17 protein-coding genes are annotated in these 16,323 nt (G+C 36.5%); 9 read left to right on the top strand and 8 right to left on the bottom strand.

All coding sequences use genetic code 11. The annotated features are described in order from the left end of the window. Window positions 1-13: 13 nt before the first annotated feature. A complete protein-coding gene (locus tag AC2G3J_RS12850) occupies window positions 14-658 on the bottom strand; it encodes an RluA family pseudouridine synthase (protein WP_483770086.1) in 645 nt (214 codons plus the stop codon). 307 nt (window positions 659-965) lie between these two features. On the opposite strand from AC2G3J_RS12850, the gene AC2G3J_RS12855 reads away from it, so the two are divergent. Both AC2G3J_RS12855 and AC2G3J_RS12860 read left to right on the top strand, forming a co-directional pair. Next, a complete protein-coding gene (locus AC2G3J_RS12855; RefSeq protein ID WP_419328949.1) occupies window positions 966-1,667 on the top strand; it encodes a YidX family protein in 702 nt (233 codons plus the stop codon). Between the two features lie 356 nt (window positions 1,668-2,023). Continuing rightward, window positions 2,024-2,752 (top strand): hypothetical protein, encoded by a 729-nt coding sequence (locus tag AC2G3J_RS12860; RefSeq protein WP_336954698.1) that lies wholly within the window; start codon window positions 2,024-2,026, stop codon window positions 2,750-2,752. A 619-nt stretch (window positions 2,753-3,371) separates the two neighbouring features. Here AC2G3J_RS12860 and AC2G3J_RS12865 read toward each other — a convergent pair. Then, window positions 3,372-3,953 carry a TetR/AcrR family transcriptional regulator gene (locus AC2G3J_RS12865; RefSeq protein WP_483770087.1) on the bottom strand — a complete coding sequence of 194 codons (582 nt, stop codon included), beginning with the start codon at window positions 3,951-3,953 and terminating at the stop codon, window positions 3,372-3,374. Between the two features lie 261 nt (window positions 3,954-4,214). On the opposite strand from AC2G3J_RS12865, the gene AC2G3J_RS12870 reads away from it, so the two are divergent. Next, window positions 4,215-5,063 (top strand): hypothetical protein, encoded by an 849-nt coding sequence (locus AC2G3J_RS12870; protein ID WP_483770088.1) that lies wholly within the window; start codon window positions 4,215-4,217, stop codon window positions 5,061-5,063. Window positions 5,064-5,135: 72 nt separating this feature from the next. Here the strand turns inward: AC2G3J_RS12870 and AC2G3J_RS12875 are convergent, their stop codons facing one another. Then, the gene (locus AC2G3J_RS12875; protein WP_483770089.1) at window positions 5,136-5,771 is read right to left on the bottom strand and encodes a cation efflux transmembrane domain-containing protein; all 636 of its coding nucleotides are present in this window, start codon (window positions 5,769-5,771) and stop codon (window positions 5,136-5,138) included. 169 nt (window positions 5,772-5,940) lie between these two features. Here AC2G3J_RS12875 and AC2G3J_RS12880 point away from each other — a divergent pair, with 169 nt between their 5' ends. After that, window positions 5,941-6,345, top strand: a complete 405-nt coding sequence (locus AC2G3J_RS12880; RefSeq protein WP_004721728.1) for a Cd(II)/Pb(II)-responsive transcriptional regulator — start codon at window positions 5,941-5,943, stop codon at window positions 6,343-6,345. A gap of 477 nt (window positions 6,346-6,822) precedes the next feature. Here the strand turns inward: AC2G3J_RS12880 and arsB are convergent, their stop codons facing one another. Next, entirely contained in the window at window positions 6,823-7,869 is a 1,047-nt protein-coding gene (gene arsB / locus AC2G3J_RS12885) for an ACR3 family arsenite efflux transporter (RefSeq protein ID WP_419328941.1), read from the bottom strand. Window positions 7,870-7,875: 6 nt separating this feature from the next. Then, on the bottom strand, window positions 7,876-8,199 hold the full coding sequence (locus AC2G3J_RS12890) for an ArsR/SmtB family transcription factor (protein WP_483770090.1): 324 nt from the start codon (window positions 8,197-8,199) through the stop codon (window positions 7,876-7,878). A 98-nt stretch (window positions 8,200-8,297) separates the two neighbouring features. On the opposite strand from AC2G3J_RS12890, the gene arsC reads away from it, so the two are divergent. From arsC to AC2G3J_RS12905, 3 genes are all read left to right on the top strand, one after another. Beyond that, a complete protein-coding gene (gene arsC / locus AC2G3J_RS12895) occupies window positions 8,298-8,726 on the top strand; it encodes an arsenate reductase (glutaredoxin) (RefSeq protein ID WP_483770091.1) in 429 nt (142 codons plus the stop codon). Window positions 8,727-8,891: 165 nt separating this feature from the next. Beyond that, window positions 8,892-10,292 (top strand): prephenate-dependent tRNA uridine(34) hydroxylase TrhP, encoded by a 1,401-nt coding sequence (trhP, locus tag AC2G3J_RS12900; RefSeq protein ID WP_483770092.1) that lies wholly within the window; start codon window positions 8,892-8,894, stop codon window positions 10,290-10,292. A 9-nt stretch (window positions 10,293-10,301) separates the two neighbouring features. Continuing rightward, on the top strand, window positions 10,302-10,553 hold the full coding sequence (locus AC2G3J_RS12905; RefSeq protein ID WP_004721738.1) for a YfhL family 4Fe-4S dicluster ferredoxin: 252 nt from the start codon (window positions 10,302-10,304) through the stop codon (window positions 10,551-10,553). A 272-nt stretch (window positions 10,554-10,825) separates the two neighbouring features. Here the strand turns inward: AC2G3J_RS12905 and AC2G3J_RS12910 are convergent, their stop codons facing one another. After that, on the bottom strand, window positions 10,826-11,683 hold the full coding sequence (locus AC2G3J_RS12910; protein ID WP_419328935.1) for a LysR substrate-binding domain-containing protein: 858 nt from the start codon (window positions 11,681-11,683) through the stop codon (window positions 10,826-10,828). 153 nt (window positions 11,684-11,836) lie between these two features. Between AC2G3J_RS12910 and AC2G3J_RS12915 the strand changes: the two genes are divergently transcribed. Next, entirely contained in the window at window positions 11,837-12,493 is a 657-nt protein-coding gene (locus AC2G3J_RS12915; protein WP_336954710.1) for an FMN-dependent NADH-azoreductase, read from the top strand. Between the two features lie 177 nt (window positions 12,494-12,670). On the opposite strand, the gene ahpF is transcribed toward AC2G3J_RS12915, so the two are convergent. Then, window positions 12,671-14,236, bottom strand: a complete 1,566-nt coding sequence (ahpF, locus tag AC2G3J_RS12920) for an alkyl hydroperoxide reductase subunit F (protein ID WP_419328931.1) — start codon at window positions 14,234-14,236, stop codon at window positions 12,671-12,673. Between the two features lie 406 nt (window positions 14,237-14,642). Here ahpF and AC2G3J_RS12925 point away from each other — a divergent pair, with 406 nt between their 5' ends. Beyond that, complete coding sequence (locus tag AC2G3J_RS12925; protein WP_336954714.1) at window positions 14,643-15,263, top strand: DsbA family oxidoreductase; 621 nt, start codon at window positions 14,643-14,645, stop codon at window positions 15,261-15,263. A 100-nt stretch (window positions 15,264-15,363) separates the two neighbouring features. Here AC2G3J_RS12925 and AC2G3J_RS12930 read toward each other — a convergent pair whose 3' ends face one another. Beyond that, window positions 15,364-16,281, bottom strand: coding sequence for a hypothetical protein (locus AC2G3J_RS12930; protein ID WP_336954715.1), 918 nt, complete (start codon window positions 16,279-16,281; stop codon window positions 15,364-15,366). Window positions 16,282-16,323: the final 42 nt, after the last annotated feature.

Genomic DNA, 16,323 nt, shown 5'->3' on the forward strand with positions numbered 1-16,323 from the left:
TTAAAAATCTAAACTAAAACGGAACTGGACAATCAAATTGTACAAGCTCCTCTTTTTTAGGATGATGAAAACTCAATTGTTGTGCATGTAAACAAAGTCTTGGCATAAGTTGCTGTTGCTCTACAGTGGCATATAAAGTATCACCAATAATTGGATGACCTAAATATTGCATATGCACACGTAACTGATGTGACCGCCCAGTAACTGGTGTTAACTCAACACGAGTCACCGCCTGTCCTAGAATTTGAAAATGTTGAATTGCTTTCCAATGCGTTAATGCAGGCTTGTTATGTTCTGGAGCTGCAATATGTAATGGAGGATGTTCTGGATCATAAATCACAGGCACATCTACTGTACCTTCACCCTGTAAAGTTCCAACAACAACAGCTTGGTAGGTTTTAGAGGTTTGACGTTCTTGAAACTGTCTAGAAATACTTTTTTGTCCCCATTTACTCAAGCCAAATACCAAAATGCCAGAGGTATCACGATCTAAACGATGAATGAGTAAAGTATTCGGTTCGATTTTTAATAATCTATTGATTACACAATCTTGTAAGTCTGCTGTTTTTCCTGGAACTGTGAGTATGCCTGCTGGCTTATGGATCACCATAAAATCATCATCACGATGGATCAGGTGTTCGGTTAGAAAATTACTCAAGGTTCAGTTCCAATGATCACGCAAACAAGCAGGCAATTCTAAGAATCTTGGAATGAAATTACAATCAAAATTATCTGATTTATTCGATTATTCTAAATAAAGAATAATAAATCGTACAATCGGTTTAAATTCATTGGCATTTTACAAAGTAATCAAAACCTATAGATACATTTTGCCAATCAATTGTGAGGAAATAGGATTAATTCATTGAAAGAATAAATTTTTGTCAGTTTTTTGGTAGCCTAGAAACTTAACAGCTTATTTTTTTAATGGTATAAACAATACCTTAAGGTTAAATGAGCAGAATATGAATAAATTAAATTATAAATCTACATTGTCCATTTGTATTATTTCAGCATTTTCCATGACAGGCTGTGCCACTTCAACCCTTTTAAATAAAGACAATGGCGTTCGCACCCGTAACGTTCAAACTGTATTGGTCAATGATTCTGTTTTAGCATTTGGCAAACCCTCACAGGCTATTTCTGCACTACCTTCAGACAGCATTGTAATTGCTGGACAAAAAAATAGTTATGTCATTACCAATGGTGGTACTCGATTTGCTAAAGTGATTACAGGACTAGATCCAAAATTTATTCAAATTGATAAAGCGCTTACCTTCAATTCAGAAAAAAATGATGGTCATTTTTCAGGAACCCTGCCACTCAAATATGTCAAACTTTCTGAGGATGTCACTAAACAAGATCGTGCATTCTTTATTGAAAATGGCGCAGAAGAATGTACCACCTCAAGTGATCACCGTCTAAAAGCACAACGCTTCTGTTTTAACATTGCCCTATCTGGTCTAATTTATCCTTCTGCTTCTAATATTTCATCCCTAAAAGCACTAAGCAAACCCTATCAAGTCAGTATCTATAGCACCCAAGAGGTAAAAGATTACTCAAAGGCAGGCAGTAAAACTGCAGATAAATTAGTGTTATTTCCATTTGCAGTCGCTTTTGATGTGGTGACGTTACCATTCCAAGCGCTTCATAAAATTTTTGATTGATTCAAAAGATTCAGGATAATGCATATAATATCCTGAATCTTAGCAAATATAAAAATACGACTCTCAATCGCATGATTCCACTTTCTTTTAACTATCTTTGGATTTTCTTTGTCGCTGGCTTTGGGACCATTATTTTTAGTCTATTTGCGATTGGATTAATATCTAGCTCAAAATTCAGAAATACCCTTAGGCATGGCAATATTTTTATTCAGTCTCTATTTGTCTGTAGTGTACTCTGCGTTTTTTTGAGCTTGATACTTTATTTCCTTGTTCTATTTACAAAAAATGAGATTGAAAAAGAGCATCATTCCATACATAAAACATTAAGTTCGCCTGAGAAAATTTTAGGCATTCAAATGCCACAAGGGACTGAACTTGAATTATTTGCACCCGATCAATTGACCTCATTGAGACAAGCCAAATTTCCCCAACCCGTATTATTTGGAAAGCTGCAAATTAACAGCATGAAAATTCCTCGTGGTATTGATTTGGAACTTTTTGATGATCGTTCAACCACATTAATGGGTACAGGTAAGGATACGATCGAAGGTTGGAATTGTCAGCTGATGAGCTATATTCAAGTCTATTTAGATGATGCTGGCAACATCATTGGTTTAGAGCACTGTAATCTTGCTCAAGATACGCAGCTAGAAAATATTATACTTGTGGCACAGGCAGATATTGAACGTTCTAAATATCAAAAATATCCAGACAACTTTGTTTCTACAGATTACTGGCGGATTCACAATCCTCTCACCCAATACAAAGCTGTTTCCCTACAATGGGCAAATGTCTATTTGGATCAAAATAAACAACTCATCGGAATTGAAAATGGCACACTGACAGAAAAATTAACCTTAGGCGATATTCAATATCCAGCAAATACTGAATTCAATTTATTGGTTCATCCTTTAACACAAAATGAAACTTGGTTATTTACCCCGCCCAATGATCAAAATGCGGTTGCTCGCAATGGCAAAGTCTATACGCATGATCAAACGATTCTTCAGCGCCCTAATGGCAAAATTGAACAAATCCTCAATAGCAATGATCCTAGAATTTTACCCCGAAGAATGAATCACTAATGCTTAAATATTGATATTCCCAACAGTATAGGCATTTTTCAAGGTCTTTTATTTTTATCTCTAATATTTATTTACAATTATTCATTTCAATTTTCAAATTCTTGACCACACGCTTCGTGTATAACAACTCACTGCCATTTAAAGATAAATAGGAGTCTGCTAGCCTAACCAACAAGGTCCATAACTGATTTTTAAACTAGATCATTGCCGATAAAATTAAACGCAAAGTACCAAAAATTAGATATTTTTTTTAACCTTTAAGTCGATTGATAAAAAAACAAACAAATTCACAAAGATTCTGTTGTAAAAAACAACAAAATCTTTATAATCCAACTAAACAGACAAGTCTGTATAATTTGCTGAGAAAAACGAATGACATGTGCATTCAGAGGGTATAAGAATAAATATAAGAAGATGCTTGAAGCATCTCTTTACCTGATGATTTATCGTTATAACAATAAATGATCAGGTATATAAAAAACTTATCAGCAAAGCGCGATTCACTTCACGTGATCGCGCTTTTTTATTTTCAAGTTTAAGTGGTGAATTAAACAGATCAGCAAACGCAAATCAATATTGCTTACGCTTGCAATCTGCGATTACTCAACAAACTTAAACTCTAAACTGAACTCGGTTGGTCTAAAGCCAATTCCATCTGAATCAGGGTTTCTACCCGTCTCCAGTAATCATCCAAACACACTTGCTGAGGATCTATTTGCGCCTGAATCGTCATTCCGTCAAGAAGACTTGACAAGAAAGAAGCAAGTTGAATATCTTGCTTGACACCTAAATGGCGCAACGCATTACTCAAATGCCCTTTTAACCACTCTTTATAATCAGTTGCAGGTTGGAGTGATGATGGGTAAACTTTTGAAATCTCTTCTACGGCCTTTTGGAACATACAACCATTAAAGTCTTCTGTATGAAACCATGCATTATACCAAGTGAAGATGGCTTTTATATGAGATAAATAATCTTGTGGATCACATTTAGCGATTGCAGCATCTAACGATTCTTGCAAATTGAGATTTCTCGTAATCAAACATTCTTCAATCAATTTAGCTTTAGATGGAAAATATTTATAAAAAGTCATTTTTGCAACGCCAGACTCACTAATAATTCGGTCTATACCGATAGAATTATAACTATATGTATTAAAGAGATTCAACGCTGTATTAATGATGTCCTCTTTTTTTGACATTTGTTTTTACCTGATGTACAAAAATTTAAGATTAAAATTAAAGCATTAGCTTATAAGAACAGCACATAAATACGAATTACTTCAAGTGTATGCTAAGAATTATATCTTAAATTCATATGAATACTGAGTTTTTATAGAAAAACATCAAAACTACAAAGGCAAGTATATGAAATATAAAATATTAAACCTGCATAAATACTAGCAAAACATATTGTTTTTTACTATTATAAAAACGGCAAAATTAAAATTTTAATGCAGCATATGAGCATATTATCTTTCACGCAATCTGAACATACTCGTTTCGAGTTGCTGCATTTCATTCAAAATTCCTTACAACCTGAATTATGGCAGCAAAATACTCAAGCTATCGCAAACTTAAAGCGACAAACACACTGTCATGTCCTATTCAAGCATCCAATACTAGTACAGTTGAATCAAAGTCAACTGACGCTTGAACAGCTTAAATTTATTCATATTAATTATTTTACCGCCATTGTTAAAAATTTTACAGATGCACTAAGCATGGTGATTTATCAAGCCGTCAGTCTTGAGAAAAACAATAATATTCATCCAGAAAATAGGATTGCAGCTAAAATATATGCACGCTACTTACTGTCGCTAAACTTAATTGATGAACTGGGTTTCAATACACACCAACTCGAAAAAAGCGCTGCATCCAAATCACATCTGGTTTATTTTTTAAAATTGATGCAGCAGTTGGAATTAGATCCATTAGATCAGCAACAGACTGAAATAGAAGCTTTCGCATTGGCTCAATTTATTCACCAACATATCAATTCTTATACAGAATTATTGCTCATTTTGGCTTGTACAGAATTGCAAGTCATAAAGTTTAGTGAAGCACTCCGCAACAACATGTCCATTTACAACAGTAAATTTATTGAAGGTTATTATGCTTGTCATGGGCTGGCTGATCAGAATGACGCGACCCTTGCCAATGATGACAACCACCAAGATGACATTTGGACCCTACTGATACAATGCTATGATCAAAACAACCAACAGTATTTGGACCAAGTCCAGTCTGAGTATTTAGAACTCTGGAATAATTTTTGGAGCAAAATGGCAACACGTATAGTTGAAATTTAAGTACTTGCTTCATGATGATTTTTTGATCCCATTGCTGAGATCAAAAATACCTTATTGTGGTTTAGATGAGCGTCATTGTAGTACTTGTTGAGTCGGCATATTTTGTTTACGTTCTTGTAATGCTTTCTTCATCACCTGATAACCGCCTGTTAAGCCTAAAGTCGCCATAATCACAGCCACAATAATATCTGGCAACATGCTTCCTGTACCAAACACCCCAATTGCTGCAAAGATTACTGCGACATTTCCAATCGCATCATTACGACTACACAGCCAAACAGACTGCATATTGGAATCCCCATCTCTAAAAGCGTAAAGCACAAGGGCTGAAATCACATTGGCGATTAAAGCCAATACACCAATCGCTCCCATGGTAATCGCTTCTGGAGGGATCCCTTTCGTATAGGCATAAATCGTTTTGCCAATCACGACAAAACCAAAAATTGCCATGATTGCCCCTTTAAATAAGGCAACGGTCGCACGCCAGTACAGACTTGCGCCTAACACGGCTAAAGAGACGGCATAATTGACCGAGTCACCAAAAAAATCCAGAGAATCCGCCCAAAGTGCAGAAGAATGTGCATACGCCCCACCAATCAATTCAACAAAAAACATGGCAAGGTTAATAAACAGTGCAATCCACAAAGCCGTTCTAAACTTGCTATTCGGTTTCTGTGGTGCAGGTTCATGACTACACGTACACACCATGACACTTCTCCTTGATTCAATATAAATGGACTTATCTGCTTATTTTTCAGTCATGTTGGCGTTTTAAAGAAAATCAGCACATGCGTCAAAAATGATGAAAAAATCAGCTATACTGCTATTTAAAACTATGGAGTTAGTCCAAGGTCAAGTTGATTCAGGAAAATAAGCCATGCAGCAATACTTAATTAGTGACCTCGCTAAAAAAACTCAGCTGTCGACGGATACTGTGCGTTTTTATGAAAAAAAAAATTTGATCAGATCCAGTTACCGTGCAGATAATAATTATAAATATTATGATGATGAAACATTAAAGCGGCTTATTTTTATTAAACGTTGCCGCGCATTAGATATGACCTTACATGAAATTACTCAACTTTTAGAGCATCTACAACATCCTGAACAAGGTTGTAAAATCATTGACCAATTGATTGAAGAACATATTCGACATGTAGAAACTCGAATATATGAATTACAGCATTTTAAATCGCAACTGCATGAATTACGTCAATCCTGCTCTTCGAACACCACCATTGATCATTGTCAGATTGTCAAAAAACTTGAAGCATCGGAATAATTTATAGTTAAATCAACCAATTATTCATATAAGTGATTTAAATCAAATCATGGATCATCAATAAAGCGTATATTTTTAAATGAACTTTTAAAAACCATTAGTTATTAACTCATTTTTCCTTTTAAATCATACAAGGTGCAGCTATCACATGACGACATGGATATCGACATTGAGTGGGGGGATATAGGATGTCCCTCTCGCTCAGCATGAGCAAACACAAAGCAAGGTTTTGTTTGCAGCGCAAGGTTTGTCATCCCCTAAGAAAAGGGAGACATTGTCTTCGCAAAGTTATTTAAATTTTGAATAAATGGTGCGGCATTGCAAGCTTTAAAACCTAAAACCCCCCATACAATTGATTTAACTAAAAATATTTATTAATAAAAATAATATTCTTGTACCTAATTTTTTGACAGTTTGACTTTACATTGTGTTAAATAAGTCTTTCGACTATTTCTGTTACTGATTGTGCCAATACATTTATCTAAAAACAGTTTTACGCAGCCATAGCGATACACTGACCAAGGCAATCAATATGGGAACTTCAACCAAAGGACCAATAATCGTGGTAAATGCGACAGGTGAAGCCAATCCAAATGTTGCAATCGCGACAGCAAGCGCCAATTCAAAGTTATTTCCTGCTGCAGTAAAAGAAATCGCTGTGGTTTTAGGATAATCATTGCCCATCCATTTGCTCATAAAAAAGCTCAGGAAAAACATCACCACAAAATACAGTGTTAATGGGATGGCAATTCGCAGTACATCGAATGGTAAGCTAACTACATCCGCCCCTTTTAAACTAAACATCGCCACAATGGTAAATAACAATGCCAATAAACTCAGCGGACTGACTTTAGCGATAAACGTATGTTGATACCAATCTAATCCTTTACGTTTAACTAAAATGATCCGGCTTAGAAAGCCCAATAAAAATGGGATACCTAGATAGATTAAAACCGCATGTGTAATCGTCCAGAAGCTAACATCAATAACTTTTCCTGCTACACCAAAATACGGTGGTAGAACTGTTAAAAACAACCAAGCATAAGTACTAAAAAAGACAATTTGGAAAATACTATTAAAAGCAACCAAAGCTGCGACATATTGGTTATCACCACATGCTAAATTATTCCATACCAAGACCATCGCAATACAACGTGCTAAACCAATAAGAATTAAACCCGTCATATATTCAGGATAAGCATGTAAAAACACAATCGCTAAGGCAAACATCAGGCACGGCGCGATTAACCAGTTTTGTAGCAAAGATAAAGTCAGCGTTCGTTTATCTTTGAAGACTTGCGCTAAGGTCGCATAATCCACTTTGGCAAGTGGCGGATACATCATCAAAATTAAACCTATCGCAATGGGTATATTGACTGAATCTAGGCTTAAACGATTTAAAGCCACCGAAGCCTGCGGGAAATATACGCTGATGCAGATCCCCAATCCCATCGCAATAAAGATCCACAAAGTTAAATTCCGATCTAAGAAAGAAAGCCGCGAAGTTGGCTGATTTGAGTTCATAACAGCTTACTCACAACAACTGTTGATTTGGATCAAGTCTGAACGACCCACAACTGAATTCGCAGTTTGCGCAGCAATTATGTTTAATACTGCATTGGCCCATTCTGGTAATTCAGGATTTAAACGGTAATACACCCATTGGCCTTTGCGTTGATCAATTAAAATGGACAAATTTCTCAACAAGGCCAAGTGTCTAGAAATCTTTGGCTGACTTAAATTTAACGCTTCAGTGATTTCACAAACACAAACATTCCCCTGTGCCAAGACAATTTTTAAAATATCCAAACGAGTTGGATCTGATAAACACTTAAAGAAATCGGGTTGATCCATCACAATTACTCAATTTTATGGTTTAGTATATTCACTATTGCGAATATACGCATATCCATATATAAATGCAATATTGCTTTTTAACAGAGAGTCGATCGATGTCATCTCAAATTAAGATTTATCATAATCCTGCCTGTGGGACTTCACGCAATACCCTTGCACTCATTCGAAATGCAGGTATCGAACCTGAAGTGATCGAATATTTACTGTATCCACCTAACAAAACTCAGCTCATCGATTTAATTCAGCAATCTGCTTTGTCGGTACGAGATGCACTGCGTAAAAATGTTGATGTTTATAAAACCTTAAAACTAGATCAAACAGAGTGGACTGACGATCAACTGCTTAATTTCATGTTGCAATACCCGATTTTAATCAATCGCCCCTTTGTCGTGACTGAATTGGGTGTTCGTTTATGTCGACCCTCTGAATTGGTTTTAGATCTCTTATCTGTGCCACAGCGTGCTGCTTTTAGTAAAGAAGATGGTGAAATTATTATCGATCAGCAATTAAAAAGGCTTAAATAATTTTTTAGGGTTTTTCAAAAAACCCAATTAATTAAATATAAGATATTGAATAATATATATTTTAATACAAATTAACCCGATTAATCCTGAGTGTTTTACTAGGTTGAATCTTATTTTTAAACCCTTACAATAAAACCATATTTTTAGTATGCCTTTTAAATTTATATGAGCATCTCACATATTACTGAACTCTTATCACCAGCAGGATCATTGAAGAATATGCGTTATGCATTTGCTTACGGTGCCGATGCGGTGTATGCAGGTCAACCTCGCTATAGCTTACGAGTTCGTAATAATGAGTTTGATCATGATCATTTAAAAGTGGGTATTGCTGAAGCGCATGCCTTAGGCAAAAAATTTTATGTAGTGGTGAATATTCAACCGCATAATGCTAAATTAAAAAATTTTATTCGCGATCTTGAACCTGTGGTCGCCATGCAACCTGATGCACTGATCATGTCAGATCCTGGCTTGATCATGCTGGTTCGAGAAAACTTCCCACAAATATCCATCCATCTCTCTGTACAGGCAAATGCGGTCAATTGGGCAACCGTAAAATTTTGGAAAAATATGGGACTCACTCGTGTCATTTTGTCACGTGAGTTATCTATCGAGGAAATTGAAGAAATTAAACAGAATGTACCCGATATGGAAATCGAAGTTTTCGTACACGGTGCACTCTGTATGGCTTATTCCGGTCGTTGCTTACTTTCAGGCTATATGAATAAACGTGATGCAAATCAAGGCGCTTGCACCAATGCATGTCGCTGGGAATACAATATTCACGAAGCAACAGAAGATGCATTTGGGGATGTCATTCCAGTCCAACAACTGGAGACAGCATCAGACTGTTGCAACAATAAAGATGCCGACGAGCAACACGCCATACAACAACATCAATTTGGCGAACCGGTTTTATTACAACGTCATAAAGAAGACATGTTTGCTGCTGAAGAAGACCAACATGGCACTTACTTTATGAACTCTAAAGACTTACGTGCAGTTCAGCACGTAGATCGTTTAACCAAGATGGGCATTCATTCCTTAAAAATCGAAGGACGCACCAAATCTTACTTTTATTGCGCTAGAACAGCACAAATTTATCGCAAAGCGATTGATGATGCTCTACAGGGAAAATCTTTTGATCGGGCGTTAATGTCACAACTCGAAGGTTTAGCCAATCGAGGTTATACCGAAGGTTTCTTACGTCGCCATGTCCATACCGAATATCAAAACTATGCAACTGGCTCTTCTCAGTTTGACCATCAACAATTTGTTGGTGAAGTACTTGAACGCAATGATGATTACATCAAAATTGAGGTAAAGAATCGTTTTGTTGTGGGTGACTCTATGGAACTCATGACCACATCTGGCAACATCACATTTATTCTTTATGAAATTTTAGATAAAAACAGACAACCGATCATAGAGGCAAAAGGCTCAGGATATATTGTAGAAATTCCAATTCCGGCTGATATTGATATGAAATATGCCTTATTAATTAGAAACTTACCAAATTCGACTACTGATATTTCAGCATCATCATTGGCTTACCAAGCAGTTTAGGATATCGAAATGGCTTTAATGATTACAGACCAGTGCATCAATTGTGATATGTGTGTACCAGAATGCCCCAATCAGGCAATTTTTGAGGGAGAAAAGTTCTATGAAATTGATACACAGCGTTGTACTGAATGTGTCGGGTTTTATGAACATCAAACCTGTGTGGATGTCTGTCCGATTGAATGTATTGTTCAAAATCCACAACATATAGAAAGCAAAGCGCAATTATTAAATCGCTTTCATTATCTAAGTTTGTTTGGCTAAGACAAAATCCGACACCAATTCTAATCTTGGAACGTATTTTGCTTAGTTAACGCATTGGTCCAAATAACAATAACAATAAAGAAAATGGAGCTGAGCTGTATGGCAACACAGCTCATAAAAAGGGGAAAACAACAATATTAGGGAAAAGCCAAGGTGTATTTGGGGAACACTTTGGCTTTTTTCTTATTGAAAAAATCATGTTTGATTTAAATTTTAATTTCAAGATAGGTAATATAAGCAAAAAGCTAAGCGACGAAAAAACTCATAGATCTTCATTCATGGGCAAAATTTTGCGAAAACTTCTCCTTACACCACTGTTTGACTTCATTTACAATAAAATCAGCATCTGGCAAAGTTAAAAAATAGTAATTCCATGCAGTTTCAACACATGGAGATACAATTTTCAGCCGCCCTTGTTGTAAATCATTGGCAATTGAAATGCGGCTTAATAATGCAATACCCTGTCCAGACAATACAGCCTGAATTGCATGACTTTCTTGTGTATAAAATACCTGCGCTTGCCCTGCTTGAATATGTAAGCCTTGTTTTTCAAACCATTTCTGCCAATTGACTCGATTTGGACAGTATTCGTCTCCCCAGGTAAAGTGAATCAATGGCACAGTCGTCCAGTTCATAGTTGCAATATCCAAAGAAGGATGCCCGACTGCAACATATTCATCAACTGCTAATAATTCCGCATCAACATCTTGATAGCCCCCTGAACCATACCGAATCGCCAAATCATAGAGACCTGAAGTCATATTAACGAGGTCATAACTTGCATGTACCCGAAACATAATATTGGGAAAGCGACTTTGTAACTCTGGCAAATAAGGAATAATCCACTCACTTGCAAAGGATGGTGTTGTGGTAATGGTCAATAATCTTTGTTTATTTTGCTCAAGTTGAAACAAAGCCGTTTGAATCTGCCCAAAACCTGATTGCACATGCTTAAGTAAATACTCTCCTTCTGGCGTTAGGCTGATCGAGCGTGTACGTCGTTCGAATAATTGAATATTCAATTGCTGTTCCAGCTTCTTAATACGATGACTTAAGGCGGTAGGTGTTAAAAACAATTGGTCTGCTGCTTTTTTAAAGCTGAGTTGTTCAGCGACATGCTGAAAAGCCAACAATTGCTCCAAGGAATTATGCAAAATCACAGAAGATCACCGCGCAAAATATAAATGAATTGGATTCAGTTATAACATGTATTTTTATCGTTTGTTGTTTTTTTCATATTCGATAAAAATCAATTTGAACAAACAACAAATTGAGTAACAATCATGGCAAATATACTAAAAATAGATACTAGTTTAAGAACAGGTATCTCAGGTACGCACCCACATGGTTCTTTAAGCCGACGCTTAACCGAATTATTTATTGATCAATGGAATGAAATTGATTCATCTGTACAAGTTAAACATCGTGATTTAGGTCGAAATCCACCCCCTTATATTGATGAAGAGTGGATCATTTCTGAATTTGGCTATGCAGAATCTGAAGAAAAGGCACAACAACGCCTACAACTGAGTAATGAGTTTATCGAAGAATTATATTGGGCAGATATTATTGTGCTTGGCGTACCGATGTATAACTTTGGGACACCTGCTCATCTAAAAGCCTATATTGATCACATCGTGAGAATGAATAAAACCTACTCATTTGATCTTAGCAAAGAGCAACCGTACTCAGGGCTTTTGGATCATCAAAAAACTATGATTATCCTTTCTGCCCGTGGTGGGCATGACTTTGATTCAGCTGATGCGCCATTTCCCAATCATGCTGAACCTGCAATAAAAACAGCATTCAATTTTATAGGTATCGAAAAATTTCATGAAATCGCAATTGAGTATCAGGAATTTGGTGGCGAGTTGTTAGCGCAATCGATCCAAGCCGCAGAACGAAAAACCATTGCGCTTGTTCAAGATTTACAACATTAACAAAGCTTATTTTTGCAAGCTCTATTCAATAGTATTCAACCTTCAACACAAAAAAAGGAATTGAGCTGTTAGCAACTCAATTCCTATTAAGGGTAAAATATGGGATAAATGTTAAGGCAAGCCAAAGTTGTCATTACGGCACTTTGGCTTGCTTTTCAACGTGTAATCATTGAAAGATTATTGACCTGAACGAATGATGTAATCGAATGCAGATAAAGACGCTTTTGCACCCTCACCAGCTGCAATTATGATTTGTTTATAAGGTACTGTTGTACAGTCACCCGCAGCAAATACGCCTTTTACATTGGTTTCATTACGATCATTTACCACAATTTCATTCCGGTTTGAAAGCTCTACAGCAGTTGCTTTTAAGAAATCTGTGTTTGGCAATAAACCAATTTGTACAAAGATTCCCGCAAGTTCAATGGTATGTAATTCGTCTGTTGCACGGTCTTTATACTTCAACCCTGTCACAATCGAACCATCACCAATCACTTCTGTAGATAGTGCATTCAAAATCACAGTGGTATTTGGCAAACTATTCAATTTATCTTGAAGCACTTGGTCAGCCCGAAGTTGAGTATCAAACTCGATCAATGTGACATGTTCAACAATACCAGCAAGATCAATTGCGGCCTCTACACCTGAGTTACCCCCACCAATCACGGCAACCTTCTTGCCTTTAAATAATGGACCATCACAGTGTGGGCAATACGCAACACCACGTGTTTTGTACTCTTTCTCACCAGGTACATTCATCTCTCTCCAACGTGCACCTGTAGATAAGATGACCGTTTTTGATTCAAGTTTTGCACCATTTTCCAATTCAACTTCAACTAAACCATTAGTTGTTTGATCAGCACCAACAATGTTTTTCACTTTTTGTAAATTCATAATGTCCACACCGTACTCACGAACATGTGCTTCCATATCTGAACCAAACTTAGGGCCTTGTGTTTTTTGTACTGAGATAAAGTTTTCAATATCCATGGTGTCCATGACCTGACCACCGAAACGCTCAGAAACAATACCTGTCCGAATCCCTTTACGTGCAGCATATACCGCAGATGTTGCACCAGCAGGTCCACCACCAATCACCAATACATCAAACGCTTCTTTAGCATTCAGCTTTTCAGCATCTTTAGCCGCAGCACCACTGTCCAATTTCGCAACGATTTCTTCCAAAGTCATACGACCTTGACCAATATGTTCACCATTTTGGAAAACCATAGGTACAGCCAAGATTTTGCGCTCTTCAACTTCATCTTGGAAGAATGCACCATCAATCATGGTTGCCGTAGTGCCAGGATTATTAATTGCAATCAAGTTAAGTGCTTGAACAACATCTGGACAGTTATGGCAACTTAAAGAAACGAATACATCAAAATTCGCAGTCAAATTTAAACCTTTGACTTGAGCCAAGATTTCATCAGAAACTTTTGGCGCATAACCTGATACTTGTAATAAAGCTAAAATTAATGAGGTAAACTCATGCCCCATCGGTAAACCAGCAAAGAATACACGAGGTTGTTCACCTACTTTTGCAATACCAAAGCTCGGTTTACGATCATTCTGACCATCGTAACGGGCAGTCACTTGATCTGACAGTGCAGCAATTTCGGTCACCAATTCTTTAATTTTATCTGACTTATCAGAACCATTTAAAGAAGCAACAATTTCAATTGGGCTTTCAAGGCGCTCTAACAAGGTTTTTAATTGAGCAGAAGTATTTGTATCTAACATGCTAACAATCTCCAAGGGAGTAAATTTCTTTCGTTGAATGTATATTACGTCTATTTAAAAAATAGATAAAACAGTTTGTTTTTATTAAATCAATCGGTTTTTTAGTTTAACAAAAATCAGCCACCTTCTCATCAGCATATCCCCCTATTTTCAAATTTAAATTCTCTAATGCTGGTATATATGGGCATTGGCAAGAAAATCAATAGACATCACCGACTTCCTCGAAACTTAAAATTAGATTAATTTTCAACAAAAATAATATTTTCTTCGACCATCTCTCTACAAAAAATCATGCGCAGCTAAGCCACAAAGTTTTAAGCTAAATTTATGTTGTGGTTTCTCCAATTAAGTACAACAAGGTGTACTTATTCACAATTCCTGTATAAATAAGTGAAGAGGTAAAACAATGAAAATAGAGTTCGTATTCGATATCGTCTATCCAATGAGTTATGTGGCGTTTGAAAAACTCAAACAACATTGGAATCAACCGATGGCGAAAAAAATCGAATTATTACCTGTGCAAGTTTTACCCGAAATTCCAGAACAAGGCTTAGATGTTTATCAATACCTGACTGAAAGATATGGAACCAAAGAAGCCAATCGTAAACTTGATATGGCAAAATTTGCTGCTTATAGTCAAGATTTAACCGTGGATATTGAGCATATGAAGCGTATGCCCAATAGCCGTTTAGCCCATCAGGCGATATTGGCTTTAGACAATATCTTTGACCAATTCGCATTAACGCAGGCTTTATTCCACGCCATATTCGCCCATGGTAAAGACATTGCCAACCCTGAAGTTCTGAAACAAATCATTGAAGGTATGGGCTTGGATGGCACGAAAGTTCTACGTTCTATTCAACATAAGGAAATCGCAGACAAACAAACTGAGATCACCCAGTATGTACAAGGTTTCGGTAAACATCCTACTCCCTACTATATTGTAGATGGTGAAATCTGGGATAAAACCTTTGACACCTTAGAACTGAAAGACCTGATTACCAACAGAGCGAAAGATGTCGCTTAGTACAACAAGATTTAATTTTCGAACAATAAAAAGCACTTTTGTGATCAGCAAAAGTGCTTTTTATCAAGATTTTTACAAAGCATAAGCTTTGTGGCTTACATTAACCGATGCGATGGCCAATTCGATGTAAACGTTTCGCAATTCGACTTGCCACCCAATAAATCATCAAGCTAAAAAATAAACTGAGTGCTGAAATTCCCCATAAAACCTTTTCAACAATGTTCGACCAGAAGCTTGCACGATTCACTTGCGCTTCAACACCTTGCGCAATCGGGGAAAGCGCTCGATTAAATACCTGATATTGAATTGTCCATAATTGCTCCGGTTTAAAGCCGTATTCTAAAAAGCGGGAATCAAATTGCTCAGCTTTAATTAATTTTTCTGCGTAAACCGTAGCCACAACCTTATCAATAGGTTTATGCATCAAGGCGGTTTGTGCCAATAAATAGCTTTGTACTGTATCAGGCGCATCCGATCTTTGCAGATATTGATAAATGTCGCTTTGCTGAATGTTTTGATCATACTTTATAAATGATTTTAACTCTTTATCTTCATCATCTTTTAGATCATATTGTACATAAGTCAAACCAGACCATAGCACAATCAAGGATAAAAGCCATGCAACAAATTTAAGGATAAAAGATTGCAAGCGCACCTTAAAAAAGCGAATTTTTCTTAATATACCAACAATAATAAATGCACCAATAAAAGATACAATTAATTTTAAGATCAGCCAACCAAACCATGACAATGCATTCATAAGATAGTCTGGTTGATGGATATATTCTCTTAATTGCTGATCTAGAATATATGGCAAATGTAACTGATGAACCTGTTGTGCCACACCGAACAAGTTAAAAACCAATTCCTGTTGAAAAAAAACAGAAACAAAACTTGCGATACCGACAGAGGATAAAACCACAGCAGAAACCATCAAATTCCGTTTTCGATGCTGAAGTATTTTTAGTCCGTGTTCGATCTGTTGAATATCTACAGGATATTGCGTTTTTTCAGTCAACCTTTACACCTTTAGATGAGATTGTGCCAAGATTTAAAATTT

The sequence above is a fragment of the Acinetobacter legionensis genome (assembly GCF_057165765.1).

What these genes read in the sequence shown, in the direction of transcription:
- AC2G3J_RS12855 (WP_419328949.1), top strand. Translation starts at nt 966, where the DNA reads ATGAATAAATTAAATTATAAATCTACATTGTCCATTTGTATTATTTCA.
- AC2G3J_RS12860 (WP_336954698.1), top strand. Translation starts at nt 2,024, where the DNA reads ATGCCACAAGGGACTGAACTTGAATTATTTGCACCCGATCAATTGACC.
- AC2G3J_RS12865 (WP_483770087.1), bottom strand. Translation starts at nt 3,953, where the DNA reads ATGTCAAAAAAAGAGGACATCATTAATACAGCGTTGAATCTCTTTAAT.
- AC2G3J_RS12870 (WP_483770088.1), top strand. Translation starts at nt 4,215, where the DNA reads ATGAGCATATTATCTTTCACGCAATCTGAACATACTCGTTTCGAGTTG.
- AC2G3J_RS12875 (WP_483770089.1), bottom strand. Translation starts at nt 5,771, where the DNA reads ATGGTGTGTACGTGTAGTCATGAACCTGCACCACAGAAACCGAATAGC.
- AC2G3J_RS12880 (WP_004721728.1), top strand. Translation starts at nt 5,941, where the DNA reads ATGCAGCAATACTTAATTAGTGACCTCGCTAAAAAAACTCAGCTGTCG.
- arsB (WP_419328941.1), bottom strand. Translation starts at nt 7,869, where the DNA reads ATGAACTCAAATCAGCCAACTTCGCGGCTTTCTTTCTTAGATCGGAAT.
- AC2G3J_RS12890 (WP_483770090.1), bottom strand. Translation starts at nt 8,199, where the DNA reads ATGGATCAACCCGATTTCTTTAAGTGTTTATCAGATCCAACTCGTTTG.
- arsC (WP_483770091.1), top strand. Translation starts at nt 8,298, where the DNA reads ATGTCATCTCAAATTAAGATTTATCATAATCCTGCCTGTGGGACTTCA.
- trhP (WP_483770092.1), top strand. Translation starts at nt 8,892, where the DNA reads ATGAGCATCTCACATATTACTGAACTCTTATCACCAGCAGGATCATTG.
- AC2G3J_RS12905 (WP_004721738.1), top strand. Translation starts at nt 10,302, where the DNA reads ATGGCTTTAATGATTACAGACCAGTGCATCAATTGTGATATGTGTGTA.
- AC2G3J_RS12915 (WP_336954710.1), top strand. Translation starts at nt 11,837, where the DNA reads ATGGCAAATATACTAAAAATAGATACTAGTTTAAGAACAGGTATCTCA.
- ahpF (WP_419328931.1), bottom strand. Translation starts at nt 14,236, where the DNA reads ATGTTAGATACAAATACTTCTGCTCAATTAAAAACCTTGTTAGAGCGC.
- AC2G3J_RS12925 (WP_336954714.1), top strand. Translation starts at nt 14,643, where the DNA reads ATGAAAATAGAGTTCGTATTCGATATCGTCTATCCAATGAGTTATGTG.